Below are 24,757 nucleotides of genomic sequence, written 5' to 3' on the forward strand. Positions count from 1 at the left end.
GCGTCAGGAAGGGTCGGCGGGGCTCAGGGTGTTCTCCGAGCGGCGGCCCGCCAGGTAGTCCGCGACGTTGGCGACGGTGGTGTCGATGATCTGGCCCACCGCGTCGAAGGTGTAGTACGCCTGGTGGGAGGTGACGACCACGTTGGGGAAGGTGATCAGCCGCGCCAGGGTGTCGTCTTCGACGACCACCAGGGACTTGTCCAGGAAGAAGAGTCCGGCCTCGGCCTCGTACACGTCGAGGCCGACCCCCGTGAAGCGACCGGACCGCAGCTCCGTGACCAGCGCGTCCGTGTCGACGAGCCCGCCGCGGCTGGAGTTCACCAGGATCGCGTCGTCCTTCATCGTCTTCAGCGCCTCGGCGCCGATGATGTGGTGCGTGGACTCCAGCAGCGGCACGTGCAGGCTGATCAGGTCCGAGGAGGCGAACAGCTCGTCCTTGTCCACGTACTTCATGCCCAGCTCCACGCACGCCGGGTTCTGCGCCACGTCCCAGCCCAGCAGGTTCATCCCGAAGCCGTGGGCGATCCGGGTGAACGCCTCCCCGATCTTGCCGGTGCCGAGCACCCCCACCGTGCGGCCGCGCATGTCGCGGCCCATCAGGCCGTTCAGCCGGAAGTCGAAGTCCCGCGTGCGGTTCGAGGCCCGGACGATCCTCCGGTTCACCGCCATCGCCAGGGTCCACGCGAACTCGGCCACCGAGTACGGGGAGTAGTAGGAGACCCGGCCGACCGTCAGGCCGAGCTGCCGCGCGACGTCCAGGTCGATGTTGTTGAAGCCGGTGGAGCGCTGGGCGATCATCTTCGTCCCGCCGGCCGCCAGGGTGCGCAGCACTCGCCCGCTCAGGTCGGCGTTGACGCTGGAGGAGACGATCTCGTACCCGGTCGCGATGGGGGCGGTGTCCTCGCTCAGGAAGACGTCCAGGCAGCGCACCTCGTGCTGCCCCGCGAATGCCTTCTCGATGAGCGGCTTCTCGTCCGCCGTCACCCCGAATGCCAGGATTTCCACGTTCGCTCCCGTACTGCGCGAAGAATCGGACCATGGGTCGTTTGTCACCTTACGACCCATGATCCGGGCTCGCGCCCCCGGCTCAGCCGAAGAACACTCCGGCCTCCTTGTACAGCGCCGGGTCCACCGTCTTCAGCTTCGCCGTCGCCTCGGCGATCGGCACCCGCACGATGTCCGTCCCCTTCAGCGCGACCATCTTCCCGAAGTCCCCGTCGCGCACCGCGTCGATCGCGTGCAGCCCGAAGCGGGTGGCCAGCCACCGGTCGAACGCGCTGGGGGTGCCGCCCCGCTGGATGTGCCCGAGTACGGTCGTACGGGCCTCCTTGCCGGTCCGCGCCTCGATCTCCTTGGCCAGCCATTCGCCCACGCCGGACAGCCGGACGTGCCCGAAGGAGTCCTTCGTCGCGTCCTTCAGCACCATGTCGCCGTCCTTGGGCATCGCCCCCTCGGCGACGCACACGATCGGCGCGTAGCTCGCCTTGAACCGGGAGTTCACCCAGGCGCAGACCTGGTCCACGTCGAAGCGCTGCTCCGGGATGAGGATGACGTTGGCGCCGCCCGCGAGCCCCGAGTGCAGGGCGATCCAGCCGGCGTGCCGGCCCATCACCTCGACGACCAGCACCCGCATGTGGGATTCGGCGGTGGTGTGCAGCCGGTCGATGGCCTCGGTGGCGATCCCGACCGCGGTGTCGAAGCCGAAGGTGTAGTCGGTGGCCGACAGGTCGTTGTCGATGGTCTTCGGTACCCCGACGCAGGGGATGCCGTACTCCTCGTAGAGCTTCGCGGCCACGCCCAGGGTGTCCTCGCCGCCGATCGCGACGAGGGCGTCGACCTCGTACTTGGCGAGGTTCTCCTTGATCAGGCGGACGCCGTCGTCCAGCTTGAACGGGTTGGTGCGCGAGGAGCCGAGAATGGTCCCGCCGCGCGGCAGGATCCCGCGCACCGCGGGGATGTCGAGCGGGACGGTGCGGCCCTCGACCGCGCCGCGCCAGCCGTCCTTGAACCCGATGAACCCGTACGCGTACTCCTGGACGCCCTTGCGCACGACACTGCGGATCACCGCGTTGAGCCCGGGGCAGTCGCCGCCGCCCGTCAGCACTCCGACCTTCATGGCCTTCATGGAATTTTCCCTTCGCCACAGGGCCCGCTGAGGCCGCGGGGCCCGCATGACGGTCACGCTAGTGGTGACTCAGGTCACAGCAAGGTCACGGGATGGGTCAATTCCGGGGGAATTACAGGGCCTTGCGTACGCCCGTTCACTCGTACGAGCGGCTGGCTCGGCCACCCGCCGCCCTACTCGTCGTCGAGGCCGCGCTCAATCGCGTACCGGACGAGCTCCACCCGGTTGTGCAACTGGAGCTTGCCCAGGGTGTTCTGCACGTGGTTCTGCACGGTGCGGTGGGAGATGACCAGGCGCTCCGCGATCTGCTTGTACGAGAGCCCCTTGGCCACCAGCCGCAGCACCTCGGTCTCCCGGTCGGTGAGCTGCGGGGCCTTCGGCTCGTCGGAGGCGGCCGGCGCCGGGTCGGTGGCGAGGCGGCGGTACTCGCCGAGGACCAGTCCGGCCAGGCCCGGGGTGAACACGGGGTCGCCCGCGGCCGTGCGGCGCACGGCGTCGATGAGCTCCTGGGCGCCGGCGGACTTCAGCAGGTAGCCGGTCGCGCCGGACTTCACGGCTTCCAGGACGTCGGCGTGCTCGCCGCTCGCGGAGAGCACGAGGACCCGCAGCGCCGGGTTGGCCCCGACCAGTTCCTTGCAGACCTGCACGCCGGGCATGCCGGGGAGGTTGAGGTCGAGGACCAGCACGTGCGGAGCCGCCGCGCGGGCCCTGCGGACGGCCTCCGGCCCGTCGCCCGCGGTGGCCACCAGGTCGAAGCCGGCCGCGGCCAGGTCGCGGGCGACCGCGTCCCGCCACATCGGATGGTCGTCGACGACCATGACCTTGATGCCGCCGAGGCCACCCTGGCCGTTCTGGCCGTTCTGGCCGTTCTGGCCGCCCTGCTCGCTCTGCCCGCTCGACTCGTTCATCGGGTGCTCCCCCTCGGTACTTTCAGTTCCACTTCGGTGCCCTGCCCCGGGACGGACACCAGCTCGGCGCTGCCGCCGAGGTCGCGCAGCCTGCCCCGGATGGACAGGGCCACTCCCATCCGGCCCTCCCCCTCGGCCTGGTCGAGCCGGCCGGCCGGGATGCCCGGACCGTCGTCGCGGACGGTCACGATCACCTCGTCGCCCCAGTCCTCGACCAGGATCCAGGCGCTGGCTCCCTCGCCCGCGTGCTTGCGCACGTTGTCGAGGGCCGCTCCGACCGCCGCGGCCAGCTCCCTCGCCGCGGGCACGGGCAGCGGCACCGGGGTGCCCGGTTCGGCGAAGCTCACCCGCGAACCGGCGTGCGGGGCCAGGAGGGCCCGTAGGTCCAGCTCGCCCTCCTCCTCGCCGGGTTCCTCCACCTCGAAGGCGGCCACGATCGCGCCGAGCGCCTCGTCATGGGAGATCCGGGAGGGGCGCGCCAGCCCGCTGGAGACCAGGGTGCGCAGCGCCACCTCCTGTTCGCCCGCCATCCGGCCCAGCTCCGCGGCCTCCCCGCCCAGTTCGGTGCCGCGCCGCTGGACCATGGCGAGGACCTGGAGGACCCCGTCGTGGATGTCGCGGGCGAGGCGTTCGCGCTCGCGGGTGGCGGCCTCGATCTCCAGGGCGCGGGCGAGGGTGGCCTCACTGGCCCGGGCGACCTCGACGACGTAGCCGATGGCGATGGAGGCGACCCAGACCAGGAGCACGTTGTGCAGGGTGTCCCGGGTGGGCTCGCCGCGCTGCACGAGGTTGGCGGCGGCGACGAAGCTGGAGGCGAAACAGGCCCAGCGCCAGCCGCCCTTGAGGGCGAAGGCGAGGACCGCGCCCGCGGTCCATATGGAGGGCAGCGTGGGGCCGCCGCCCGTGACGCGTTCGTGGCTGTCGGCGAGCGGGGTGAGCAGGATCCCGACGCAGGCGACGGTGAGGTCGGCGCCCAGGAACCGCTTGGTGCAACTGGCGGCGTTGGCCACCTTGGGGAGCGTGACCAGGGTCCAGGCGGCCAGGAAGGCCAGGTAGGCGGCCGCGATCCAGGGACGGTCGAACTTCTTGTAGGCGGAGGCGAACAGCAGGGCCGCGTAGACCATGGTGAGCAGCCGGTAGGCCGTCAGGGCACGCCACAGCGGCTGCTCGACCGACATGCGTACGACGCGCTCGCGCTTCGCCATCTCCCCCACCCCGTACGGGCGGTCCGCCCGTGTGCTTGCTGCTACTTGTCGCCGTCCGAGGCGGCCGGTTCGGCCTTCTCGGCACTCTGGGCGGCCTCGGCCTTCTCGCTCCTCGCGGCGGCCTTCTCCGCGTCGGCGATCTGGCGCTTGGCTGCCGTCGCGTAGATGTCGACGTACTCCTGGCCGGAGAGCTTCATGATCTCGTACATGACCTCGTCGGTCACCGACCGGAGGATGAAGCGGTCCCCGTCCATGCCGTGGTAGCGGCTGAAGTCCAGCGGCTTGCCGATCCGGATGCCCGGGCGCATCAGCTTGGGCACCACCTTGCCGGGCGGCTGGATCTTCTCCGTGTCGATCATCGCGACGGGGATCACGGGCGCTCCGGTGGCCAGTGCCACCCGGGCCAGACCGCCGGGCTTCCCCCGGTACAGCCGGCCGTCGGGTGAACGCGTCCCCTCGGGGTAAATACCGAACAGCTCTCCGCGTTCGATGACGTCGATGCCGCTCTTGATGGCGGCCTCGCCGGCCCCGCGCGCACCGGAACGGTCCACCGGGAGCTGGCCGACGCCCTTGAAGAAGGCTGCCGTCAGCTTGCCCTTGACGCCCGGGGAGGTGAAGTACTCCGCCTTCGCGATGAAGGTCACCTTGCGGTCCAGCACGGCCGGGAGGAAGAAGGAGTCGGAGAACGACAGGTGGTTGCTCGCGAGGATCGCCGGCCCCTCTGCGGGAATGTTCTCGAGGCCCTCCACCCACGGCCTGAAGGCGAGCTTCAGGGAACCGCCGATCGAGAACTTCATTGCGCCGTAGATCAACTCGAAAGCCTTCCTGTGTCTGTCGAACAGACCTTATCCCCTGGTCGTACCCGGAGCCGTCCGACGACCCTGGTCGGTGTCACCCCCGTCGCGTACGGTGAAGTCACACAGCGCTACGCACCCCCCGCCCCCCTCGAAGGAGACCCTGGTGCCCGTCCTCCCTGGAGCCGAGCCGTTCCGCCACGAGGGCGGAAAGGTCGGCGTCCTCCTCTGCCACGGCTTCACCGGTTCCCCCCAGTCGATGCGGCCCTGGGCCGAGCATCTGGCCGCGCAGGGACTGACGGTGTCGCTGCCCCTGCTTCCCGGGCACGGCACGCGCTGGCAGGACATGCAGCTCACCGGCTGGCAGGACTGGTACGCCGAGGTGGACCGCGCGCTGCGGGAGCTGCTCGACAGCTGCGACCAGGTGTTCGTCTTCGGACTGTCGATGGGCGGCGCGCTGACGCTGCGCCTGGCGGCGAAGCACGGGGACAGCATCAGCGGCATCGTCCTCGTCAACCCGGTCAACAAGATCCACGACCCGCTGGCGGTGGCCCTGCCGGTGGTCAAGCACTTCATCCGGTCGACGCCGGGCATCGCGAGCGACATCGCCAAGCCGGGCGCGGACGAGGTCGGCTACGACCGGGTCCCGACCCGGGCCGCGCACTCGCTGCGGAAGTTCCTGCAGATGCTGGACACCGAACTGCCGCAGGTGACGCAGCCGCTGCTGCTGCTGCACAGCCCGCAGGACCACGTGGTGCGGCCGACGGACTCGACGCGGATCCTGGCGCGGGTGTCCTCCACGGACGTCACCGAGACACTGCTGGAACAGAGTTACCACGTCGCGACGTTGGACCATGACGCGGAGCGGATCTTCGCGGACAGCTACGCGTTCGTCGGACGGCTGTCGGAGAGCTTGGGCAGGGAGGGGGCGGCCAGCGGTGGCTGAGCACGAGGAGTCCTCGGGGGGTGTCCCCCCGCTGGACGAGGAAGCGGCGTGGGCGGCGATCGTGGCCGGCTACGGGCAGGAGCCGGCGGATCCGCCGGGCGCGAGACCGTTCCGGCCGATCGAGAACCTCCTCCTGCCGGAGGAGGACGTGAAACCGGTCGGCGCGGCGCCGGCGCCGGCCGACCCGGCGAGCCCCGCGGGCCCCTCGGGCCCGGCCGCCCCGGAGCCGCCGTCGGCGGCGGCCCTGGGCAGCTCGGTGGTGTTCGCCCCGGGCGTGGGCGGAGCGGGGCCCCGGGACCACTCCCTGGCCGAGCCCGACGACTCCCCCGAGGCGGCGAAGGAGGAGGGGCACTTCGTCCCTCCGGAGCCGGAGCTGCCGGAGGCCGACGCGACGTCGAAGTTCGCCTGGCTGGCGGTGGTGGGCGGACCGGTCCTGCTGCTCCTGGCGGTGCTGCTGCAGTGGGAGATGACCTGGTGGCTGACGACGCTCGGCGTCGGCGGCTTCCTGGGCGGCTTCGCGACGCTGGTCGCGCGGATGTCCACGGACGAGGACGGCGACGATGACCCCGGTCGGGGCGCGGTGGTTTGATCCTTCTTGACGCGTCGCTCGCACCGCTGCGCGGGCTTCGCGGCGCGTCAAGAAGGTGCCCGGCGCAGCGAGGCGAAGCCCGCGAAGCGGTGCGAGCGGCGCGTCAAAAGGGGAGCCGGAGGGTGGCCAGGACCGGGAGGTGGTCCGTGGCGCGGGTCAGGTCCTCCGGGGTGACCCCGGGCAGCCCCGCGGGGACACCGCAGGCGAGGACCTCCACCCCCGCACTCGCGAAGACCGCATCGATCCGCCGCGGCGACGCCGACCGCACCCACGTGTGCTCCCCACCCCACGGCGCCACCGCCCGGCAGTCCTGCAGGGCCCCCGCCAGCCGGCGGAAGGCGGGCCCCGACGGGCCCTCGTTGATGTCCCCCGCGGCGATCGCGTACGGCACGTCCATCCCGGCGAGCCGGTCCAGGAGCAGTTCCGCCTGGGCGAGGCGTTCGGGCCCGTCCAGCGACAGGTGCGCGCTCAGCACCCCGACCCGGACCCCGCCCAGCCGTACGACCGCCGTGGCGAAGCCCCGCCGGTGGCGGCCCGGTGTCAACGGCAGCAGGACGTCCTCGGTCCGCTCCACGAAGGCCCGTAGGGAACACAGGAGCAGCGGTCCCGCCGCCGTCGCGCCGCCCGACAGGACCACCAGGTCACACTTCGAGGCCAGCCGCGCCGCGTGCTTGCGCCAGCGGAAGAACCGCGGCGCCTCCTGGACGCACACCAGGTCCGGTGCGCAGGCGCGGATGACCCGCGCGAGCGCGTCCTCGTCGTCGCGCAGCGAGCGGACGTTGTAGGAGAGCACCCGGATCACCGCGGAACCATCGGCCTCGGTACGGGAGTTCGGCAGCTCGGCGAGTTCCTGTTCCTGTTCCAGATCCATGCACCGCAACATAACGAGACTGCCCGCCGTGCCCCAGGGGGCGCGGCGGGCAGTCCGACGATACGGGTGGCCGCGGGGCGGGCTTCAGCCCTGGCGTGCCAGGTCCGCCGCGCCGACCAGACCGGCCTTGCCGCCCAGCTGGGCGGCGAGCACCTGCGCGTGCGGACGCCACGCGCCGCCGATCAGCCAGCGCTTGAAGGACTTGCGGATCGGGTCGAGGACCAGGTCGCCCTCGTCCGAGACGCCGCCGCCGACGATGAACGCCGACGGGTCGAAGAGCGAGGCCAGGTCCGCGAGGCCGGCGCCCGCCCAACGGGCCAGCTCACGGAAGGAGTCGATGGCCACCAGGTCACCGGCGCGGGCCGCCTCGCTGATGTGCTTGCCCTCGATGCCCTCGGGGGTGCCGTCGCCGAGCGCGAGGAGTGCCTTCGCGTTCTCGGGGGTGGCGTTGGCGCGCTGCCTGGCGTACCGGACGAGCGCGCGCCCGGAGGCGTACTGCTCCCAGCAGCCCTGGCTGCCGCAGCCGCACAGCAGACCGTCGGGGACCACCCGGATGTGGCCGAACTCGGCGGCCACGCCGAAGCGTCCGCGCCGGAGCTTGTTGCCGATGATGATGCCGCCGCCCAGGCCCGTGCCGAGCGTGATGCAGATGACGTCCTCGTGGCCCTGGCCGGCGCCGAAGCGGTACTCGCCCCAGGCGGCGCAGTTGGCGTCGTTCTCGACGACCACGGGCAGGCCGATGCGCTGCTCGACCTTGTCCTTCAGCGGCTCGTGCCGCCAGTTGATGTTCGGCGCGAAGAGTACGGTCGCGCGCTTGTCGTCGACGTATCCGGCGGCGCCGATGCCGACCGCGTCGATGGTGTGGCTGGCGCTGACCTCGGAGACGGCGGCGCAGATCGCGTCCGTCACTCCGTCCGGGGTCGGCGGCGTGGGCACCTTGTACGTCTCAAGGATGGTGCCGTCTTCGTCGACCACGCCGGCCGCGATCTTCGTGCCGCCGATGTCGACGCCGATGGTGAGTCCCATTAGTCCCTCGGTTTCCGGTCAAACCCCGCCGCTATCAACCGTACCCGAGGGCGGGCGGGGTTCAGTCGAGATCGATCCGCTCGGTCGGGCCGTCTTCGCCCTCGTCACGGGGGTCCTTCGCGTTTCCGGCGGCGTTTTCGGTCGTCCCCCGGCCGGGGGCCGGTTCGTCGCGCGTCCAGCGGCGCTCGTGGCCCTCGACCGCGGAACGGTAGGCGGCGAGCAGCTCCGAGCCGGCCGCCGCGAGGTGGTCGAAGACCTCGGGGTTGCGCTCGACGACGGGCTTGGCGGCGGTCTTCGCCTGGTTGACGAACTGGCGTACGGCGCCCTGCGCGGCGACGCCGAACAGCGGGTTGTTCAATGCGGAGACCTTGTCGGACACCTTGTCGGCGACGGCCTCGAAGAGCTTGAACAGCTCCTCGGCGGCGGTCCCGGTGCCGGCGCCCCCGGAGGCGCCCCGCTCGGACCTGCGGCGCTCCCGCTCGGCGGCGAGGTCCTCGGCGCAGGCCTCGGCCCAGGCGTCGTCCCCGGAGGAAGGATCGGTGGGACGGTCGGTGGCCTCGCTCATGGCGGACTCTCCTGCGGCGGCGGGCGTGCGGATTCCTACTACCTCCGACGTTACCCGAACGGCGGTACGCGCCCCAGGCCGCCAGGGCCTCGGGCTACGCCTTCTCGCCGCCCCGGGGCCACAGGTCCGGGTCCGGGGTGAGGCGGATGCGGAGCTCGTCGTCGGCGAGGGCGGCGCCGGAGACGGTGCAGCGGCGCAGCGCCGCGGGCAGCGGAACGATCCTGCGGTACGGGCCCACCGTGAGCAGCAGCTCGTCGCCGCGCCGGACCAGGCCGAGCTCGCGCTTCTGCGCGCGGGGCAGCGGGACCCGCCAGAGCAGCACCCCGTCCGCGGCGATCCGGTCCTCGACGGTCCAGACGGGGCGGGGCGCGGTCGCCGGGGCGGGCGCCGGGGCCAGCTCCGCGAGGTCCTCAGGGCCGTGCGGGTCCCGGCCCAGGTGGGGTACGGGGAGCACCGGGAGGCTCCCGTCGCCGGCCCACTGGGCCGCGTACTTCTCCTGCTGGGCGGCGAGTCCCGCCAGCCAGGGGTCGGTGGATCCGGCGGGCAGCATCCGGTTGGCGACGAGCGCCGAGACGGGCAGCCGGTACAGGGCGAGCCCGAGCATGCCCAGGCGCAGCGCGGCGTCGGCGCCGGGTCCCGGCTCGGCGACGAGCCGTACGGAGGTGGTGGGGGCCTCCAGCACCTCCTGCACGGCCGCCAGGTCCTCGTCCCAGCGGGCGGCCGCCTCGTACAGCCACTGCGCGGGCATGGGGACACCGGCGAGCTGGGCCAGTACGGGGCGCAGGGCGCGGGCCGCCTGGCGCTCCGCGGGGAGCAGCCGGGCGAGGTAGCGGCGGAGCTGGGCGGGGAGGGCGAGGGCGGTGACGGCCTGGTGCAGCGGGGGCAGGTCGACCACCAAGAGGTCGGTGCCGGGTTCGTCCGCGGCCCGCCGTACGGCGCGGAGCAGGGCGAACTGCTCGGCGCCGGGCAGTTCGGTGATCTCGTCGGCGTGCAGCGGGCGGGCGCCGAGCATGCCGAGGACGGCGGAGCCGCGCTCCTGGAGCTCGACGAACTCGCGCCGGAACTCCTCGCCGGAGTCGACGCGGGCCACGCCGAGGGTGCCGTGCGGGGTGACGGGCGGGTCGGTGGGGTCCGCGGTGAGGAGCAGCACCCGGTGCCCCTGCCGTGCGGCGGCGAGTGCGGTGGCCGCCGCGACGGTACTCCGCCCGGCGCCGCCGGGGCCGGTGACGAGAAGGGTGTGCATGCTGCTCCTAGCTCCGCGTGTGCCTGGCCCCTGCGCCCCTGCGGGGCCCCTGGTGGCCCCCGCCAGCCTGCCACGCCCCCGGAGCGGGCTCCGCCCTGCCCCTTCGGCCGGCGCCGGCTGCGACCTTTGCCGCTGCGCGGGGCTGGGTCCCCTACCCGCCCTTCCACCGTTCCCCGGGCGCTGCCCGGACCCCGGTCCTCAAACGCCGGACGGGCTGAAAGCCCCTGGGGCTCCGCCCCGGACCCCGCGCCTCAAACGCCGGCGAGGCTGGATCTGCCCAGCCCCTCCGGCGTTTGAGGAGCGGGGGTTCCGAGGGCCGGCCCCCGGCAACGGCGCCGCACCCGGCAAAGGGTCCGGGCGCAGCCCGGGGAACGGGCGAAGGGCGGGTAGGGGACCCAGCCCCGCAGGGCCGACCCAGCCGCACCCGCCCACCCGCCCCGCGCCGGGACGGCCATGGCGCAAGCGCCGACCCGCCACCGCCGGACGGAGTCCGGCGCAGCGCCGCGAAGCCCGCGCAGCGGTACGAGCGGCGCGTCAAGAAGGTGCCCGGCGCGTTAAGAAGGGTTGGGGTGGCTTTCCACGCGCTTCTTCAGGCCCGCCAGCGCCCGGTCGATGATGACCTTCTCCGCCTTGCGCTTGATCATCCCGAGCATCGGGATCTTGACGTCCACGGTCAGCGAGTACGTCACCTCGGTGCGCGCACCGCCCGCGACCGGCGCCAGCTGGTAGGACCCGTCGAGCTGCCGCAGCATCTGGGACTTGTCCAGCGTCCAGCTGACCGTGTTCTCCGCCGGCCAGGTGTAGGCCAGCGTGTGGTCGTCCTTGATCGCGCCCGCGTCCAGCAGCAGCCGGACGAGGGAGGCCCGGCCGGCGTCGTCCTTCGCCAGGATCTCGGCCTCCTTCACCTCGCCGGTCCACTCCGGGTAGCGGGCGAAGTCGGCGATCACGGCCATGACGTCCGCCGGGGACGCCTCGATCATGATGCTCGAGCTGGTGTGTTCCGCCATCGCGGTCGCTCCTCCGGGGGGAGTTCGAGGAAGTGTGCGGACGGCCTGGGCCTGGGCCGGGCCGCCGCGTGAAGGCTATCGCGCGTCACGAGCTCACCGATCACCACTCACCACTCCAGGGCCCACGGCCTTCCCGTGGCGGCGAAGTGTCCGACGTTCACGCACTCGGTGGCGCCGATCCGCATCCGCCGGGCGAGCGGCTGGTGGACGTGGCCGAAGAGCGCGTACCGGGGCCGCACCCGGCGGATCGCGGCGAGCAGGGCCCCGCTCCCCCGCTCGAAGCGCCGCGCCACGGTGTCGTAGCAGAGCTCCGGCACCTCCGGCGGGATGTGCGAGCACAGCACGTCGACCTCGCCCAGCGCCTCCACCTTGGCCGCGTACTCCTCCTCGGGCACCTCGTACGGCGTGCGCATCGGCGAGGGCAGGCCGCCGCCGACGAAGCCGAAGACCCGGCCCCCGATCTCGGCCCTCTGTCCGTCGAGCACGGTCAGGCCGGGGCCGGCGTACTCGGGCCAGAGCCCGGGGATGTCCACGTTGCCGTACGTGGCGTACGTGGGGTGCGGGAAGGCGGCGAACATCTCGGCGTACTGACGGCGGACCGCGCCCTCGACGAGCCGTTCCCGGTCCCGCCCGGCCCACAGCCCGCGGGCGAACTCCCGGGCCTCCTCGAAACGGCGGGCGGTGCGCAGATTCACGATGTGATCGGCGTTCTCGACGCCGAAGAGGTCGGGGAAGATGCCGCGCGAGTGGTCGGCGTAGTCGAGGAAGAGGACGAGGTCGCCGAGGCAGATCAGCGCGTCGGCGCCCCTCCCGGCCCGTGCCAGGGCCTCGGTGTTGCCGTGGACGTCGCTGACGACGTGGACCCGTGTCCGGTTTTTCGTGCCACCCATAGAGCCACCCATGCGGCCACCCTAGGCGCGCTTGGCCACCGCGGGGAGGGAATCGGGTCAGGCGGCCGGACCTGCGGTTACTTCCGAGTCGCAAACCGGGTCGACTAATGTCGGCAGGACACGGCCGCGACATGTGACGCAGGGAACATCTGGCCGGTTCCCTCTATCCGGAACCCCCTACCGGTGGGTAACGTCCGGTCGGTCCACATGGTGGCGATGGCGCCCAGAGGAGCAGCAGTCTTGCGCGAGTTCAGCCTTCCGGCCCTGTACGAGGTCCCGTCGGACGGGAACCTGACGGATCTCATCCGCCGCAACGCCGCTCAGCATCCCGACACCGCCGTCATGGCCCGCAAGGTCGGCGGCGCGTGGCAGGACGTCACCGCGACCGAGTTCCTCGCCGAGGTCCGCAGCGCGGCGAAGGGCCTGATCGCGGCCGGCATCGAGCCCGGCGACCGGGTCGCGCTGATCTCCCGCACCCGCTACGAGTGGGTGCTGTTCGACTTCGCGATCTGGAGCGCGGGCGGCGTCACCGTCCCCGTGTACGAGACCAGCTCCCCCGAGCAGATCCAGTGGATCCTCGGCGACTCCGGCGCCGTCGCCGTCGTCGTGGAGTCCCCCGGGCACGCCGCGTCCGTGGCCGCCCTGCGCGACCGGCTGCCGGAGCTGCGCGAGGTCTGGGAGATCGAGCAGGGCGCCCTGAAGACGCTGAAGGCCGCCGGCGCCGGGGTCTCCGACGCCGAGGTCGACGAGCGCAGCGCCCTGGCGGGCGCCGACGACCCGGCCACCATCGTCTACACCTCCGGCACCACCGGCCGGCCCAAGGGCTGCGTGCTGACCCACCGCAGCTTCTTCGCCGAGGTCGGCAACATCGTGGCCCGGCTGCACCCGCTCTTCCGGACCGGCGAGTGCTCCGTGCTGCTCTTCCTGCCGGCCGCGCACGTCTTCGGCCGCCTGGTGGAGGTGGCGGCCGTGCTGGCGCCGATCCGGCTGGGCTGCGTACCGGACATCAAGAACCTCACCGACGAGCTGCAGTCCTTCCGGCCCACGCTGATCCTCGGCGTGCCGCGCGTCTTCGAGAAGGTCTACAACTCGGCCCGCGCCAAGGCCCAGGCCGACGGCAAGGGCAAGATCTTCGACGCGGCGGCCGAGACGGCGATCGCGTACAGCCGCGCGCTGGACCTGCCGGGCGGACCGTCCTTCGGGCTCAGGCTCAAGCACAAGCTCTTCTCGAAGCTGGTCTACAGCAAGCTCCACACGGTCCTCGGCGGGCGCGGCGAGTACGCGATCTCCGGCGGGGCCCCGCTGGGCGAGCGGCTCGGCCACTTCTTCCGCGGCATCGGCTTCACCGTGCTGGAGGGCTACGGTCTGACCGAGTCCTGCGCGGCCACGGCCTTCAACCCGTGGGACAAGACGAAGATCGGTACGGTCGGCCAGCCGCTCCCCGGCTCCGTGGTGCGGATCGCCGACGACGGCGAGGTGCTGCTGCACGGCGAGCACATCTTCAAGGAGTACTGGAACAACCCGACGGCCACCGCCGACGCGCTGACCGACGGCTGGTTCCACACAGGCGACGTCGGCACCCTCGACGAGGACGGCTACCTGGCGATCACCGGGCGCAAGAAGGAGCTCATCGTCACGGCGGGGGGCAAGAACGTCGCCCCCGCGGTGATCGAGGACCGGATCCGGGCGCACGCCCTGGTCGCGGAGTGCATGGTGGTCGGCGACGCGCGGCCGTTCGTGGCCGCGCTGGTCACCATCGACGAGGAGTTCCTGGGCCGGTGGGCCGCGGAGAACGGCAAGCCCGCCGGTGTGACGGCGGCCCAGCTGCGCGAGGACGCGGACCTCATCGCCGCCGTCCAGAAGGCGGTGGACGACGGCAACGCGGCGGTTTCCAAGGCGGAATCGGTGCGGAAATTCCGCATTCTGCCCTCCCAGTTCACGGAGGAGTCCGGGCACATCACGCCTTCGCTGAAGCTGAAGCGCAATGTGGTGGCGAAGGACTTCGCGGACGAGATCGAAGCCCTCTACCGGGGCTGAGGGCGGTTCCCGGGCCTGAGGACAGCTCCCGGGGCTGAGGACGGTTCCCGGGACTAGCGCGGGTCCTCGGCGAGCACCCTGGCCATGTTCCGCTCCGCGAGGGCGGTGACGGTCACGAAGGGGTTCACGCCGAGGGATCCGGGGATCAGCGAGCTGTCGGTGACGTAGAGGCCCTGGTAGCCCTTGACGCGGCCGAAGTCGTCGGTCGCCTCCCCCAGCACGCAGCCGCCCAGCGGGTGGTAGGTGAAGTTGTCGGCGAAGTTCTTGTTGTCGCCGAACAGGTCGTAGCGGTAGATGGTGAAGTTGGCCCGGTTGATCCGGTCGAAGAGGCGCTTGGCGGCCTGCACGGACGGGGTGTTCTGGTCCCGGGTCCACTGGAGCTTCGCCGAGTCGCTGGCGGCGTCGTAGGTGAAGTGCCCGCGCTCCGGGTTCTTGGTGATGGCCAGGTACATCGAGATCCAGTGCTCGAACCCCATCGGGAGCGGGGCGATCTCGGCGAAGACCGGGTTCGAGGCGTTGTCCCAGTCGTCGATGCCGAGGGCGGGCATGGTGGCCTGGTTGGCGCCCACCGTGTCCCAGAGGTGGTTGGCCCGGGCGGTCATGACGTTGCCGTTGTGGCCCCAGCCAAGGCCCACCTTGTCGTTCAGGGCGGGCAGGGTGCCCCGCTCGCGGGCGCGCAGCAGGATCTCCGTGGTGCCGAGGCTGCCGGCGCCGAGGAAGAGCTGCTTGCAGCCCAGTTCGCGGACCTGGGTGACCCGGCCGGTGAGGTCGCTGGTCTGCACCGTCAGCACGTACCCGCCGGCCGGGTCCTGCCGTACGCCGACCACGCGCTGCATGGTCTCGATGGTGACGTTCCCCGTCCCCAGGGCGGCGGCGAGGTAGGTCTTGTCCACGCTCTTCTTGCCGTGGTTGTTGCCGTAGATGACCTCGCCCGCGAGGGCCGACCTGGTGGCGGTGCCGGCGGCCTCGCGCTTCATGTACTCGAAGTCGTAGACGTTGGGGACGAAGGTGGTCCTCAGCCCGGTCTTCTGGGCGTGCTTGCGGGAGATCCGGGCGAAGCGGTACCACTCCGTGGACTCGAACCAGGCCGGGTCGATGTCGTTGACCCCGAGCATGGCGCGGGCCCGGGGGTAGTAGGTGCCGTACATCTCGTCGGCGTCGACCCGGGGCAGGATCTCGGTGAAGTACGAGCGCTTCGGCGTGGGGGCCATACCGCCGTTGACCAGGGAGCCGCCGCCGACGCCGCGGCCCACGTACACCGACATGTCGCCGTAGTTCACGCGGTCCAGGACGCCGGGGTACGGGCTGATGTTGCGGTTGACCACGTCCAGCCAGAGGAACTGGGCCAGCGGGGCCTCCGTGCGGTTGCGGAACCACATCGAGCGCTGGTCGGGGGCGGAGGTGGCGGGGAAGATCTTCCCGTCGGCTCCCGGGGTGTCCCAGAGCCGGCCCATCTCCAGGACCACGGTCCGCACGCCGGCCTGCCCGAGGCGGAGTGCGGCGACGGCGGATCCGTAGCCGGAGCCGACGACGATGGCCGGGGCGTACGTGGCGGCCGCGGGCTCGGCGGCGGCAGCGGACTGCAGCCCGATCCGGGTGAAGCCGAGGGCGGCCGCGGTGTGCAGGGCGCCCAGACCAAGAACGTGACGACGCGTCAGGTTTGGTGTCATGCGCGCATCATGAGCGGATTCCGCCCAACCGGCCATAACCCGCACTGACACGCTTCTGAGTAACAGTCAGACATGGCTCGACCGTAGGCGGGTACCGCAGGGGCCCGTGCGGTTTGATCGACTCTGCCCGGCCCCTTCCGGATCTTGACCGGTCGGGCAAGATCCGGAAGCGAACGCCTGGAGCGCCTACAGCAGCTCGCGCAGGCGCTCCGCCAGCAGGTCCCAGCGCCACTTCTCCTCGACCCAGGCCCGGCCGCGCTCACCCATGCGCGCGCGCAGGGCCGGGTCCCCGAGCAGGGCGACGACGCGGGCCGCGGTCTCGGCCGGGGCGCCGCCCGGGACCACCCAGCCCGTCTCCCCGTCCAGTACGGCGTCGGGGGCGCCGCCGGAGTCGCCCGCGATCACCGGCAGGCCCGTGGCGGAGGCCTCCAGGTAGACGATGCCGAGGCCCTCCACGTCGAGCCCGCCGCGCCGGGTCCGGCAGGGCATCGCGAAGACGTCGCCGGCCCCGTAGTGGGCGGGCAGTTCGGACCACGGGACCGCGCCCGTGAAGACCACGGACTCGGCGACCCCGACCTTGCCTGCCAACGCCGACAGGTCGGCCTCGTAGGGGCCGCCGCCCACGATGAGCAGGACGGCGTCGGGCACCGACGCCAGGATCCGCGGCATCGCCTCGATCAGCGTGTCCTGCCCCTTGCGGGGGACGAGCCGCGAGACGCAGACGACCACCGGCCGGTCCGTCAGGCCCAGCCGCGCCCGGACCTCCGCGCCGCCCGACGCCGGGTGGAAGGTCTTCTCGTCCACCCCCGGCGGGAGCTGCGTCATGCGCGCCGCCGCCCGGTCCGTCAGAGCCGGGGCGATCCGCGAACGGGTGTACTCCCCCAGGTAGGTCAGGGTGTCCGTGCCCTCGCCGATGCGCCGCAGCAGCCCGCGAGCGACCGGCAGCTGCGCCCAGCCCGCCTCGTGCCCGTGCGTGGTCGCCACGATCCGGCGCGCCCCGGCCCGGCGCAGCGCGGGCCCCATCAGCCCCAGCGGGGCCGCGGCTCCGAACCACACCGACGAGCAGCCGTGTTCGCGCAGCAGGCCGACGGCCCGGCGGGTGACCCGGGGGGTCGGCAGCAGCATCGTCGTGCGGTCGCGGATCACCTGGAAGGGCTGCTCCGCGTCGAAGGCGGCGGTGGCTTCCCGGCCCTCCGCGGAGTGCTTCCAGGTGGAGGCGTAGACCACGACCCGGTCGGGGTCGAGGCGCAGCGCCATGTTGTGCAGGAAGGCCTGGATGCCCCCCGGCCGCGGCGGGAAGTCGTTGGTCACGATCAGCGTCTTGTCCATCGCCTGCCGACCCTACCGGAGGCCCCCGGCGGGGCCGCGGAGCCGGGCTGCGCCCGAGACCCCTGGGGCTCCGCCCCAGACCCCGGGCCTCAAACGCCGGCGGGGCTAGATGTGGCCGGCGCCGGGTCACAAGTGCCGACGGCAGCCGACCCGGACGGGCCCGGCACCGCCGGGGAAATCAGCCCCTCCGGCGTTTGAGGAGCGGGGATCCGGGGGCTGGCCCCCGGCAACGGCGCCGGGGCCCCGGCTAGCGGAGCTCTCGGGTCAGGGCCTGTTGCCAGGCGCGGGTCAGGGCCGCTGGGTCCGTCCCCAGGGTGTACTCCAGCGCCGTCGGGAGGGAGTCCCGGCCCGACCGCTCGTAGAGGGAGACCAGTGCCGTGTCCCCCCATCGCCCGGCGATGAGCCGGCAGGCCAGCCAGGAGCCCTCGTAGGCCCGGGCCAGTGCGTCCGGGTCCCCGCCGAAGGCGAAGGCCCCGGGCTCCGGGAGGGTGACCGGCAGGTCGCCCTGCCGCACCGCCCGGGCGAGGGACGGGGCGACTTCGGCCGGGGTGCGGGCGCTGTCGCGGTACGCGGCCCAGTCGGCGAAGCCCTCGGAGAGCCAGAGCGGGGTCCGGGAGGTGGTCACCGCCCGGGTGGCCACGTGGGTGGTCTCGTGGGTCAGGATCACCTGGCGCCCCTCCGCCGTGAGCTGCCCGTACCCCTCCGGGTTCACCACGACCCGGTCCGCGGGGGCGGGGCCGGCCCCGGTCCGCCCGGTGGTGACGGCGCCCAGGCCCCGGTACTCGTCCGCGGGCCGCCCCAGCAGCGCCGCCATCGCGTCCAGCGACCCGGGCACCAGCACCACCACCCGGCCCGCCCACGGCCGCGGCCAGGCCGCGCTCGCCGCGGGCACCGCCTTGTCCGCCTCGGCGGCGATCGCGGAGAGGGAGCCGGAGCTCTGGCCGGCGCCGCCGAGCACCAGGGCGTGCGCCCCGCGCTCCACGGACACCGGGCCCTGGTCCCACAGCTGTGGCAGGGCTCCGGGGGCGGGCCGGTCGGCGGTCACCGCCCAGGAGCCGCCGCCCCGGGCGAGCTCCACCTCGCGGGCGGAGCCGGCCGGGGCGGCGTCGTAGCCGGTGAGCCGGTAGCGCAGCTCGGCGCGCGCGATGGCCCGTACGCCGTCCACCCGGACCGCGGAGACCTCGTACGACCAACCCTCCAGCGGGATCGCCGCGAGGGCCGCGGGCGGGGCCGCCGACCAGTCGGCGACGGCCCGCCGGACGTCCTGCTCGACGGGACCCACAGAAGCCGAAGCCGAGGCCGAACCCGAGGCCGCTGGCGAACCGCTGCCGCATCCCGCGAGCGGCACGCACAGCAGCAGGCAGAGCAGCACCGGCGGCAGGACGTGCGGGGGCCGCGGGCCACGACGACGGGTACCGCCCAGGACCGGGAACATCACCCGATCGTACGCAGCCGAGCCCCTAGGCCGTCTCTTTCGGATCTTGCCGGGCCCGCGACGCCCGGCACCGCGGACTCGGCCGACAAGATCCGAAAGAGACGACCTAGGGCCGGGTGACCGAGGACACCGGCATCATCCCGACGGGGTCGTACCGCACCCGCGCCCCCGGGTACGGGGCGTGCACCACCTGGCCGTTGCCGACGTACATGCCGACGTGGCTGGCGTCCGAGCGGTACGTCACCAGGTCCCCCGGGCGCGCCTCCGACAGGGAGACCCGCCGCCCGGCGTGCCGCTGCGCCTGCGAGGTGCGGGGCAGGGCGACGCCCGCCTGCCGGTACGACCACACCATCAGTCCGGAGCAGTCGAAGCCGGAGGGGCCGGTGGAGCCCCAGACGTAGGGCCGCCCCACCGCGGACCGGGCCGCCATCACGGCGGTCATGGCGCGCCCGGACGAGGGCCCGGAGGCCGCGGCGTCGGGGAGGTCGGGCAGGGCGTCGGGGCGCCCGCCGGAGCGCGAAGCGCGGTCGAAGTCGGCGCGCTCCTGCGTGGGCATCGCGTTCAGCAGCCGACGCGCGGCGGCGAGCTTGGCGGTGACGGCGCGCTTCTCCTTCGCCACGTCGGCGCGCAGGGCGTCGAGTTCGGAGAGCTTGCGGGAGGCCTCCCGGCGTTCCTGGCCGAGTCGGCCCTGCTCGAAGCGCAGTTCGTCGAGCTGGCGGGCCTGCCGGCCGGTGAGCCGGTCGAGGGCGGAGGCCTTGGCGAGGTAGTCGTCGGGATCGTCGGAGAGCATCAGCTCGACGGCGGGGTCGATGCCGCCGGACCGGTACTGGGCTCCGGCGTAGGCGCCGAGCACCCCGCGCATGGTGTTGATGCGGTCCTGTCCGCGGGCCACCGCGTCCTGGATCCGGTCGACTTCGGTGCGGAGCCGGCCGGCTCGCTCGCCCGCCTGGTTGAAGCGTTCGGTGGCCTGTTCGGCCTCTTCGAAGAGCCGGTCGACCTGGGCGCGGGTGCCCGCGGAGGGCTCCTGCGGGAGCCCGGGGGCCGCACCGGCGGGTGCGCCCGACATGACGACCGCCGCTCCCGCCGCGGCGGCGGTGAGGACGGTGACCTTGGTGTTCCGGTCGAGGGCGCTGGGCCCGGACCGGCGATGGGACGCCACGTGAAACCGCTCCCTCCTGCTGAGCGGGACCCGGGTCCGCCCTCCGTGGACGGCCGTGTGCCGGGGTTCCGCGCTGGCAGACAGTAGCCGCGCGGGAGGGCACCGGCCAACGACCTCCGGTGGGCACACACAGTGACGCCCCGTCGGAGACGCAGGTCACCGGCGGGGCGTGTGGTCAGAGCGGGGCCTCGTAATTCGCCCGGATGGGCGGTGTACGGCGCGTCCCGACGGACCCTGTGCGCATGAGCGGGGCGTCAGCCGACGCGCACGCCGAACTGGAACGGCATGTTGTCGATCGATTCGTACTTGACGCCGCTGCGCGGGTTCGAGGCGTGCAGCACCGTGTTGCCGCCCGCGTACAGGCCGACGTGGTGCAGGTCGCCGTAGAAGAACACCAGGTCGCCGGGCTGGAGCTGGCTCCTGCCGATCCGGGTGCCGTCGTTGATCTGCGTGAACGTGGTGCGCGATATCGACACGTTGGCCTGCTTGTACGCCCACTGGGTCAGGCCCGAGCAGTCGAACGTGTTGGGGCCTTCGTGCCCGGATATGTACGCGCTGCCGATCTTGGTCTTGGCGGCGGCGAGGGCGGCGCCGGCCCGGCCGGAGGGCTTCACGTTGCCGAGGTCGGGAACGCGCTGGCCGGCACCGCGGCTGGCGCGGGAGTCGTCGTCCTTGATCTGCTGCCGCTCCTGGGCGGTCAGCGTGTTGAGCAGCGCCTGGGCCTCGGCGAGCTTGTCCTGGGACGCCTTCTTCTTGTCGCCGAGCTCCTTGCGGGTGGCGTCGAGGTCGGTGAGCTTGCCCGCGGCCTCCTGGCGCTGCTGCGCGAGGGTGCGCTGCTTGGCCTGGATCTTCTGGACCGCGTCGACTTGCTGACCGCTCAGCTGCTCCAGGGTGGAGGCCTTGTCGAGGTAGTTGTCCGGGTCGGCCGAGAGGAAGAGCGCGAGGGACTGGTCGATGCCGCCGCTGCGGTACTGGGCGCTGGCCATCGAACCGAGCGTGCCGCGCAGGGTGTTGAGCTCGGCCTGGCCGCGGGCGACCTGGTCCTGGAGCTGCCCGATCTCGGTTTCGAGCTTGTCCTGGCGCTCCTGGGCCCCGTTGAACTTCTCGGTGGCCTGCTCCGCCTCTTCGTAGAGGGCGTCGACCTTGGCCTTGACCTCGTCCTTGGTCGGCTTGGCGGGAGCGGCGTTCGCGGCCTGCCCCGAGAGGACCACGGCGGCTGCCGCGGTGACGCCGAGCACGGTCGTGCGCATGCGGGTCGGCTGCTTGGGTCGACGGTGGGACGCCACGAAGGCGAGCTCCTTCTTCCTAGAGCCGCCGAAGAACGCAATCCGTGAACGCAATCCGTCCTACAGACTCGGCGACACCTTCGCCATCACCCCGAATGAGTGAACTACCGCACGAAGGTTTGACTGACCCTAGTGACCCTTCTGTGATCAGTTCAAATCCTGTCGGCAAAAAAATCGCCCTCCGACCAGGTTCTTTACCTACAGTGCACGCTCCGTGCTGGTGACTTGACGTTCCGTCCCCCCGATCACATGCCAATTCCGGCATATGTGCCAGCAGTTACGAAACGCGCGAAAGCCGCTTCAGCAGCAAGGCGGACGCCACCGGCCGGGCCCCGGCCTTGGCCACACCGTCGGCGACTTCCCGGTCGGTGGAGACCACGACCACCGGGCGGCCCGACGGTTCGGCGCGCACCAACTGACGGATCAGCTCGTCCGCCGTCACCCCCGCCTTCGAGAACAGCACCCGCACCCCGCGCGGCGGCGCGAGCAGCACGGGGGCCGCCAGCTCCGCCCCGTCGAAGACACAGGTCATCTCGGCGCCCGTCTGCGCGGCGAGCATCGACAGCCCGCCCAGCAGCCGCAGCCGCTGCTTCTCCAGCGGCATCGTCGGGTAGCCGGTCTTGGTGACGTTGTAGCCGTCGACCACCAGATGGGCCTGGGGCAGCGCCAGCAGCTGGTCCAGCAGCGCCGGGTCGGTCTCCGACAGGGCGCGCGCCGCGATGTCCTTCGGCGTCATCCGGCCCGGCTCCACGGCTTCCACCGTGTCGGCGGGGCGCGTGGACACCGGGGGCAGCGCGAGCTCCCGGCGCAGTCCCGCGGCGGCGTCCAGCACGGTGTCCAGCAGCAGCCGCAGCCGCATGTCCTCGATGCTGCGCCCCTCGCGGGTGGCCCGGCGGGAGGTCTCCAGCGCCGATTCCACCTCCGCGAGGCGGGACTTGAGCCGACGGGTCTCGCTCTCCGCGGTGGTCACCTGGGCGGCCGCCTCGGCACGGATGCCGTCGACCTCCGCATTGATCTTCCGCAGGGCGGCGTCGCCCCGCTTGACGTCGCTCAGGGCGCTGCGCAGCTTGCGCTGAAGCGATTCCGCTTCCTTGCGCGCCGCGTCCAGCTCCGCCCGCACCTGGTCGACACCCGTGCGCTGCAGTTCCCGTACGTGGGCCAGCTCCTCGCGGAGCCGCTCCATCTCGCGGCGGGCCTCCTCGTCGACCCGCTCGGCGTCGGCGCGCTGCGCCTCCTCGCCCGCGGCGGCGACCAGCTTGACCCAGCCGGCCGGCCGCAGCACGTACGCGGCGGCCGCCACGTCCAGCGGATCGGCGGCGGCGGGCGGCGCGCCCGACTCCAGCGCGGAGGCCAGATCGGCCTGCGCCTCGCGGAGCTTCTCGGCGACCCTGCCCCGGAAGACGGGGTCGCTCTCCACGGCCGTGGCCATGGCGTTGCCCGCGAACTTGGCGCGCCGGCTCGGGGTGAAACGGGCGTACTGGCGCAGCTGCGCCGGGAGGTCCGCGACCGTCAGCCCGCCGAAGGCGTCGGAGACGAGCGCGACGACCCGGCGCCGCACGCCTTCCGGCAGCGGGCGGTCGAGCACCTCGGCGGCGTCACCGGCCGAGTCGGCCGGCTCAGCGCCGCTTGCTGGCTCCACAATCCGTCACCCCTACCGTCATTCACCTGCGGGCGGGGCTCCTTCAGGAGTCCGCGCCCGGCCTGTCCACGAGCTCGATCTGGTCCACCGCGTTGCACCAGCGGCAGCGCACCGACTCGATGGTCTCATTGACCACCTCGCGCTCCTCGACCTTGGGCTCCCCGGCGAGGTCCAGGTGGACGTACTCCACGACCTTCGACGAACGGGTGACGTCGAATCGCGTGAGGTTGCCACACAGGGTGCAGCGCCACCGGGTGGTGTCGGTCGGCAGGGGAACCGTCATCAGGCCGCTCTCTCCTTCTATCCTTCTCTGGCGTACGCGTACGCGCGCGGTACACCCGCCCGTGTCGTCACGGGTACGTGCGTGCGTGCGTAGCTCGTAACCCTACGGCCTGCCGCACCCGCCGGTGGGCCCGGCTGGGTCATGCTCGGTCGCATGATCGTAAGGTGGCAGGCCGTACGCGAGGCCGCCCGGGGCCCGGTGATCACCCATGCGCTGATCGCGGGCTGCTGCGTGGTGTTCGTCCTGAGCCCGGCGTCGGGGCTGAACCCGGTCTACGGGACGGGCGATCAGCTGCTCGCCAACGGGACGGCGTACTTCCGGCGCTGGGGCGTGGTCCCGGACGAGCTGTTCACCGGCTCGGGCCGGGCGGCGCTGACCCCCCTCACGGCCCTGTTCGTGCACGGGAGCTGGCTGCACCTGCTGGGCAACATGCTGTTCCTCTACGTCTTCGGGGCGATGACGGAGCGCCGCATGGGCCGGGTCGTGTTCCTCTGCTTCTACGTCTGTACGGGCTACCTGGCCCTGGCGGCGTACGCGGCGGCCTACGCCTCCTCCGACCAGACCCTGGTCGGAGCCTCCGGGGCGATCTCCGCGGTCCTGGGGGCCTTCCTGTACCTCTTCCCCAAGGCGCGGGTGACGAGCCTGTTCCCGTTCCTGTTCTTCCTGCCGCTGCGCTTCCCCGCGTGGATCGTGCTGCTGTTCTGGTTCGGCCTGCAGTGGCTGGCGGCGCACCGGGCGGCGAGCGGGCCCGGAGTCGCCTATCTGGCCCACGTGGTGGGCTTCTCGGTGGGCTTCCTCTACGCGTGGGCCCGCTACCGGCGTGGGACTAGAGTGGGTCGTCCAGTGACAGTAGGCGAGGGAGACAGCCAACCGTGATCACCGCACTCGTGCTCATCAAGACCAGCGTGGACCGGATCCCCGAGATCGCCGAGGCCATCGCCGCGCTGGACAGCGTCAGCGAGGTCTACTCCGTCACGGGTACGTACGACCTCATCGCGATGGTCCGGGTGTCCCGGCACGAGGACCTGGCCGACATCATCCCCGGCAGCATCAGCAAGATCCCGGGCGTGGAGGCCACGGACACCCACGTGGCGTTCCGCACGTACTCCCAGCACGACCTGGAAGCGGCCTTCGCGATCGGCCTGGACGCGTAGCCCTTCGCCGCCCCGCGGTTCACAGCCCCGGCAGGGTCTCCCCCGGCCGGGGCGCACGGCCCTCCTGGAGCCGGAACAGGTACCCGCGCAGGTAGTCGGCGAGATCGCGGTCGATGTGGGCCACGTACGCCCGCGCTCCGGCGTCGTTGCCACCGAGCGCCCACGCGGCCTCCTCGCCCGCACCCCACCCCTGGACCATGGCCCACTCCCGTACCCGGCCGCGCTCGCGCCACCAGTCGCGGACCAGCTCCGGGGTCCAGTGCAGGTCGCCGTCTCCCCCGTACCCGCCGAACGGTTCGCAGTCGGCGGCGCAGATGAACCGGTGGACCTCCTCCTGGGTGCGGGGCTGGCGGTAGAGGAACTCGGAGCCGTACTCGTCCTCGTACATCACGAGATCGGGTGCGCACTGCCTCCCCGTGAGACAGGTGTCCGTGTTCGCCGCGTACAGCGGTCCCGGGACGCTGCGCCAGTCCCGCTGCTCCCAACCGTCGGGGGCCGGAAGGGACCAGTCCCTGTCGACGAGGGCGCCTCGCCAGAGGGGCAGCGGCTCACCGGGCATGGCGCGAAGCGTCGGTATCGGATCCCAGTAGGTCATG

Annotated in this window: 24 protein-coding genes; 5 read left to right on the top strand and 19 right to left on the bottom strand. The window is 72.4% G+C overall.

The annotated features are described in order from the left end of the window. Positions 1-3 precede the first annotated feature (3 nt). The 5 genes from OG435_RS13810 to OG435_RS13830 form a co-directional block, all read right to left on the bottom strand. Positions 4-1,005, bottom strand: a complete 1,002-nt coding sequence (locus tag OG435_RS13810; RefSeq protein WP_266877120.1) for a 2-hydroxyacid dehydrogenase — start codon at positions 1,003-1,005, stop codon at positions 4-6. An 82-nt stretch (positions 1,006-1,087) separates the two neighbouring features. Beyond that, a complete protein-coding gene (locus OG435_RS13815) occupies positions 1,088-2,116 on the bottom strand; it encodes a 6-phosphofructokinase (RefSeq protein WP_266881714.1) in 1,029 nt (342 codons plus the stop codon). Positions 2,117-2,298: 182 nt separating this feature from the next. Continuing rightward, positions 2,299-2,943: a response regulator gene (locus OG435_RS13820; RefSeq protein ID WP_266881716.1), complete on the bottom strand. Its 645-nt coding sequence runs from the start codon at positions 2,941-2,943 to the stop codon at positions 2,299-2,301. Between the two features lie 86 nt (positions 2,944-3,029). Then, a complete protein-coding gene (gene macS / locus OG435_RS13825) occupies positions 3,030-4,238 on the bottom strand; it encodes a MacS family sensor histidine kinase (RefSeq protein ID WP_266877121.1) in 1,209 nt (402 codons plus the stop codon). Positions 4,239-4,279: 41 nt separating this feature from the next. Beyond that, positions 4,280-5,035 carry a lysophospholipid acyltransferase family protein gene (locus tag OG435_RS13830; protein WP_266881718.1) on the bottom strand — a complete coding sequence of 252 codons (756 nt, stop codon included), beginning with the start codon at positions 5,033-5,035 and terminating at the stop codon, positions 4,280-4,282. Between the two features lie 163 nt (positions 5,036-5,198). Between OG435_RS13830 and OG435_RS13835 the strand changes: the two genes are divergently transcribed. Both OG435_RS13835 and OG435_RS13840 read left to right on the top strand, forming a co-directional pair. Further along, complete coding sequence (locus OG435_RS13835; protein ID WP_266877122.1) at positions 5,199-5,978, top strand: alpha/beta hydrolase; 780 nt, start codon at positions 5,199-5,201, stop codon at positions 5,976-5,978. Then, positions 5,971-6,567: a hypothetical protein gene (locus tag OG435_RS13840; protein WP_266877123.1), complete on the top strand. Its 597-nt coding sequence runs from the start codon at positions 5,971-5,973 to the stop codon at positions 6,565-6,567. The genes OG435_RS13835 and OG435_RS13840 overlap by 8 nt, the downstream gene beginning before the upstream one ends. Positions 6,568-6,670: 103 nt before the next feature. Here the strand turns inward: OG435_RS13840 and OG435_RS13845 are convergent, their stop codons facing one another. The 6 genes from OG435_RS13845 to OG435_RS13870 form a co-directional block, all read right to left on the bottom strand. Beyond that, complete coding sequence (locus OG435_RS13845; protein WP_266877124.1) at positions 6,671-7,438, bottom strand: endonuclease/exonuclease/phosphatase family protein; 768 nt, start codon at positions 7,436-7,438, stop codon at positions 6,671-6,673. Positions 7,439-7,522: 84 nt separating this feature from the next. Then, positions 7,523-8,464 carry an ROK family glucokinase gene (locus OG435_RS13850; RefSeq protein WP_266877125.1) on the bottom strand — a complete coding sequence of 314 codons (942 nt, stop codon included), beginning with the start codon at positions 8,462-8,464 and terminating at the stop codon, positions 7,523-7,525. 61 nt (positions 8,465-8,525) lie between these two features. Beyond that, positions 8,526-9,029, bottom strand: coding sequence for a DUF5304 domain-containing protein (locus OG435_RS13855; protein WP_266877126.1), 504 nt, complete (start codon positions 9,027-9,029; stop codon positions 8,526-8,528). Positions 9,030-9,123: 94 nt separating this feature from the next. Continuing rightward, complete coding sequence (locus OG435_RS13860) at positions 9,124-10,272, bottom strand: ArsA family ATPase (protein ID WP_266877127.1); 1,149 nt, start codon at positions 10,270-10,272, stop codon at positions 9,124-9,126. A gap of 554 nt (positions 10,273-10,826) precedes the next feature. Next, positions 10,827-11,279 carry an SRPBCC family protein gene (locus OG435_RS13865; protein ID WP_266877128.1) on the bottom strand — a complete coding sequence of 151 codons (453 nt, stop codon included), beginning with the start codon at positions 11,277-11,279 and terminating at the stop codon, positions 10,827-10,829. Between the two features lie 107 nt (positions 11,280-11,386). Further along, positions 11,387-12,169 carry a metallophosphoesterase family protein gene (locus OG435_RS13870; RefSeq protein ID WP_266877129.1) on the bottom strand — a complete coding sequence of 261 codons (783 nt, stop codon included), beginning with the start codon at positions 12,167-12,169 and terminating at the stop codon, positions 11,387-11,389. Positions 12,170-12,409: 240 nt separating this feature from the next. On the opposite strand from OG435_RS13870, the gene OG435_RS13875 reads away from it, so the two are divergent. After that, complete coding sequence (locus OG435_RS13875; protein ID WP_266877130.1) at positions 12,410-14,206, top strand: AMP-dependent synthetase/ligase; 1,797 nt, start codon at positions 12,410-12,412, stop codon at positions 14,204-14,206. Positions 14,207-14,259: 53 nt separating this feature from the next. Here OG435_RS13875 and OG435_RS13880 read toward each other — a convergent pair whose 3' ends face one another. The 7 genes from OG435_RS13880 to OG435_RS13910 all read right to left on the bottom strand — a co-directional run bounded on the left by OG435_RS13880 (position 14,260) and on the right by OG435_RS13910 (position 23,007). Beyond that, on the bottom strand, positions 14,260-15,876 hold the full coding sequence (locus OG435_RS13880) for a GMC oxidoreductase (RefSeq protein ID WP_266877131.1): 1,617 nt from the start codon (positions 15,874-15,876) through the stop codon (positions 14,260-14,262). A gap of 186 nt (positions 15,877-16,062) precedes the next feature. Beyond that, on the bottom strand, positions 16,063-17,205 hold the full coding sequence (locus OG435_RS13885) for a glycosyltransferase family 4 protein (protein ID WP_266877132.1): 1,143 nt from the start codon (positions 17,203-17,205) through the stop codon (positions 16,063-16,065). A 247-nt stretch (positions 17,206-17,452) separates the two neighbouring features. Further along, entirely contained in the window at positions 17,453-18,640 is a 1,188-nt protein-coding gene (locus tag OG435_RS13890) for a hypothetical protein (RefSeq protein ID WP_266877133.1), read from the bottom strand. A gap of 106 nt (positions 18,641-18,746) precedes the next feature. After that, the gene (locus tag OG435_RS13895) at positions 18,747-19,799 is read right to left on the bottom strand and encodes a C40 family peptidase (protein WP_266877134.1); all 1,053 of its coding nucleotides are present in this window, start codon (positions 19,797-19,799) and stop codon (positions 18,747-18,749) included. 254 nt (positions 19,800-20,053) lie between these two features. Beyond that, complete coding sequence (locus tag OG435_RS13900; protein WP_266877135.1) at positions 20,054-21,085, bottom strand: C40 family peptidase; 1,032 nt, start codon at positions 21,083-21,085, stop codon at positions 20,054-20,056. Between the two features lie 277 nt (positions 21,086-21,362). Continuing rightward, a complete protein-coding gene (locus tag OG435_RS13905; protein ID WP_266881720.1) occupies positions 21,363-22,727 on the bottom strand; it encodes an NYN domain-containing protein in 1,365 nt (454 codons plus the stop codon). 40 nt (positions 22,728-22,767) lie between these two features. Beyond that, positions 22,768-23,007, bottom strand: a complete 240-nt coding sequence (locus tag OG435_RS13910) for a hypothetical protein (protein ID WP_008738811.1) — start codon at positions 23,005-23,007, stop codon at positions 22,768-22,770. Positions 23,008-23,148: 141 nt separating this feature from the next. Here OG435_RS13910 and OG435_RS13915 point away from each other — a divergent pair, with 141 nt between their 5' ends. Together OG435_RS13915 and OG435_RS13920 are read left to right on the top strand one after the other, a co-directional pair. Next, entirely contained in the window at positions 23,149-23,883 is a 735-nt protein-coding gene (locus OG435_RS13915) for a rhomboid family intramembrane serine protease (RefSeq protein WP_266877136.1), read from the top strand. Then, a complete protein-coding gene (locus tag OG435_RS13920; protein ID WP_266877137.1) occupies positions 23,880-24,161 on the top strand; it encodes an Lrp/AsnC family transcriptional regulator in 282 nt (93 codons plus the stop codon). Before OG435_RS13915 ends, OG435_RS13920 begins: the two co-directional genes overlap by 4 nt. Before the next feature lie 19 nt (positions 24,162-24,180). Here the strand turns inward: OG435_RS13920 and OG435_RS13925 are convergent, their stop codons facing one another. Continuing rightward, on the bottom strand, positions 24,181-24,756 hold the full coding sequence (locus OG435_RS13925) for a ferredoxin (protein WP_266877138.1): 576 nt from the start codon (positions 24,754-24,756) through the stop codon (positions 24,181-24,183). Position 24,757: the final 1 nt, after the last annotated feature.

It is taken from the genome of Streptomyces sp. NBC_01264 (assembly GCF_026340675.1).
Lineage (GTDB): Bacteria > Actinomycetota > Actinomycetes > Streptomycetales > Streptomycetaceae > Streptomyces.

Bases quoted from the DNA above. Each gene is read 5' to 3' on its own strand.
- OG435_RS13815 (WP_266881714.1), bottom strand. From the start codon at position 2,116: ATGAAGGTCGGAGTGCTGACGGGCGGCGGCGACTGCCCCGGGCTCAAC.
- OG435_RS13820 (WP_266881716.1), bottom strand. From the start codon at position 2,943: ATGGTCGTCGACGACCATCCGATGTGGCGGGACGCGGTCGCCCGCGAC.
- macS (WP_266877121.1), bottom strand. From the start codon at position 4,238: ATGGCGAAGCGCGAGCGCGTCGTACGCATGTCGGTCGAGCAGCCGCTG.
- OG435_RS13830 (WP_266881718.1), bottom strand. From the start codon at position 5,035: ATGAAGTTCTCGATCGGCGGTTCCCTGAAGCTCGCCTTCAGGCCGTGG.
- OG435_RS13845 (WP_266877124.1), bottom strand. From the start codon at position 7,438: ATGGATCTGGAACAGGAACAGGAACTCGCCGAGCTGCCGAACTCCCGT.
- OG435_RS13850 (WP_266877125.1), bottom strand. From the start codon at position 8,464: ATGGGACTCACCATCGGCGTCGACATCGGCGGCACGAAGATCGCGGCC.
- OG435_RS13855 (WP_266877126.1), bottom strand. From the start codon at position 9,029: ATGAGCGAGGCCACCGACCGTCCCACCGATCCTTCCTCCGGGGACGAC.
- OG435_RS13860 (WP_266877127.1), bottom strand. From the start codon at position 10,272: ATGCACACCCTTCTCGTCACCGGCCCCGGCGGCGCCGGGCGGAGTACC.
- OG435_RS13865 (WP_266877128.1), bottom strand. From the start codon at position 11,279: ATGGCGGAACACACCAGCTCGAGCATCATGATCGAGGCGTCCCCGGCG.
- OG435_RS13870 (WP_266877129.1), bottom strand. From the start codon at position 12,169: ATGGGTGGCACGAAAAACCGGACACGGGTCCACGTCGTCAGCGACGTC.
- OG435_RS13880 (WP_266877131.1), bottom strand. From the start codon at position 15,876: ATGACACCAAACCTGACGCGTCGTCACGTTCTTGGTCTGGGCGCCCTG.
- OG435_RS13885 (WP_266877132.1), bottom strand. From the start codon at position 17,205: ATGGACAAGACGCTGATCGTGACCAACGACTTCCCGCCGCGGCCGGGG.
- OG435_RS13890 (WP_266877133.1), bottom strand. From the start codon at position 18,640: ATGTTCCCGGTCCTGGGCGGTACCCGTCGTCGTGGCCCGCGGCCCCCG.
- OG435_RS13910 (WP_008738811.1), bottom strand. From the start codon at position 23,007: ATGACGGTTCCCCTGCCGACCGACACCACCCGGTGGCGCTGCACCCTG.
- OG435_RS13915 (WP_266877136.1), top strand. From the start codon at position 23,149: ATGCTCGGTCGCATGATCGTAAGGTGGCAGGCCGTACGCGAGGCCGCC.
- OG435_RS13925 (WP_266877138.1), bottom strand. From the start codon at position 24,756: ATGACCTACTGGGATCCGATACCGACGCTTCGCGCCATGCCCGGTGAG.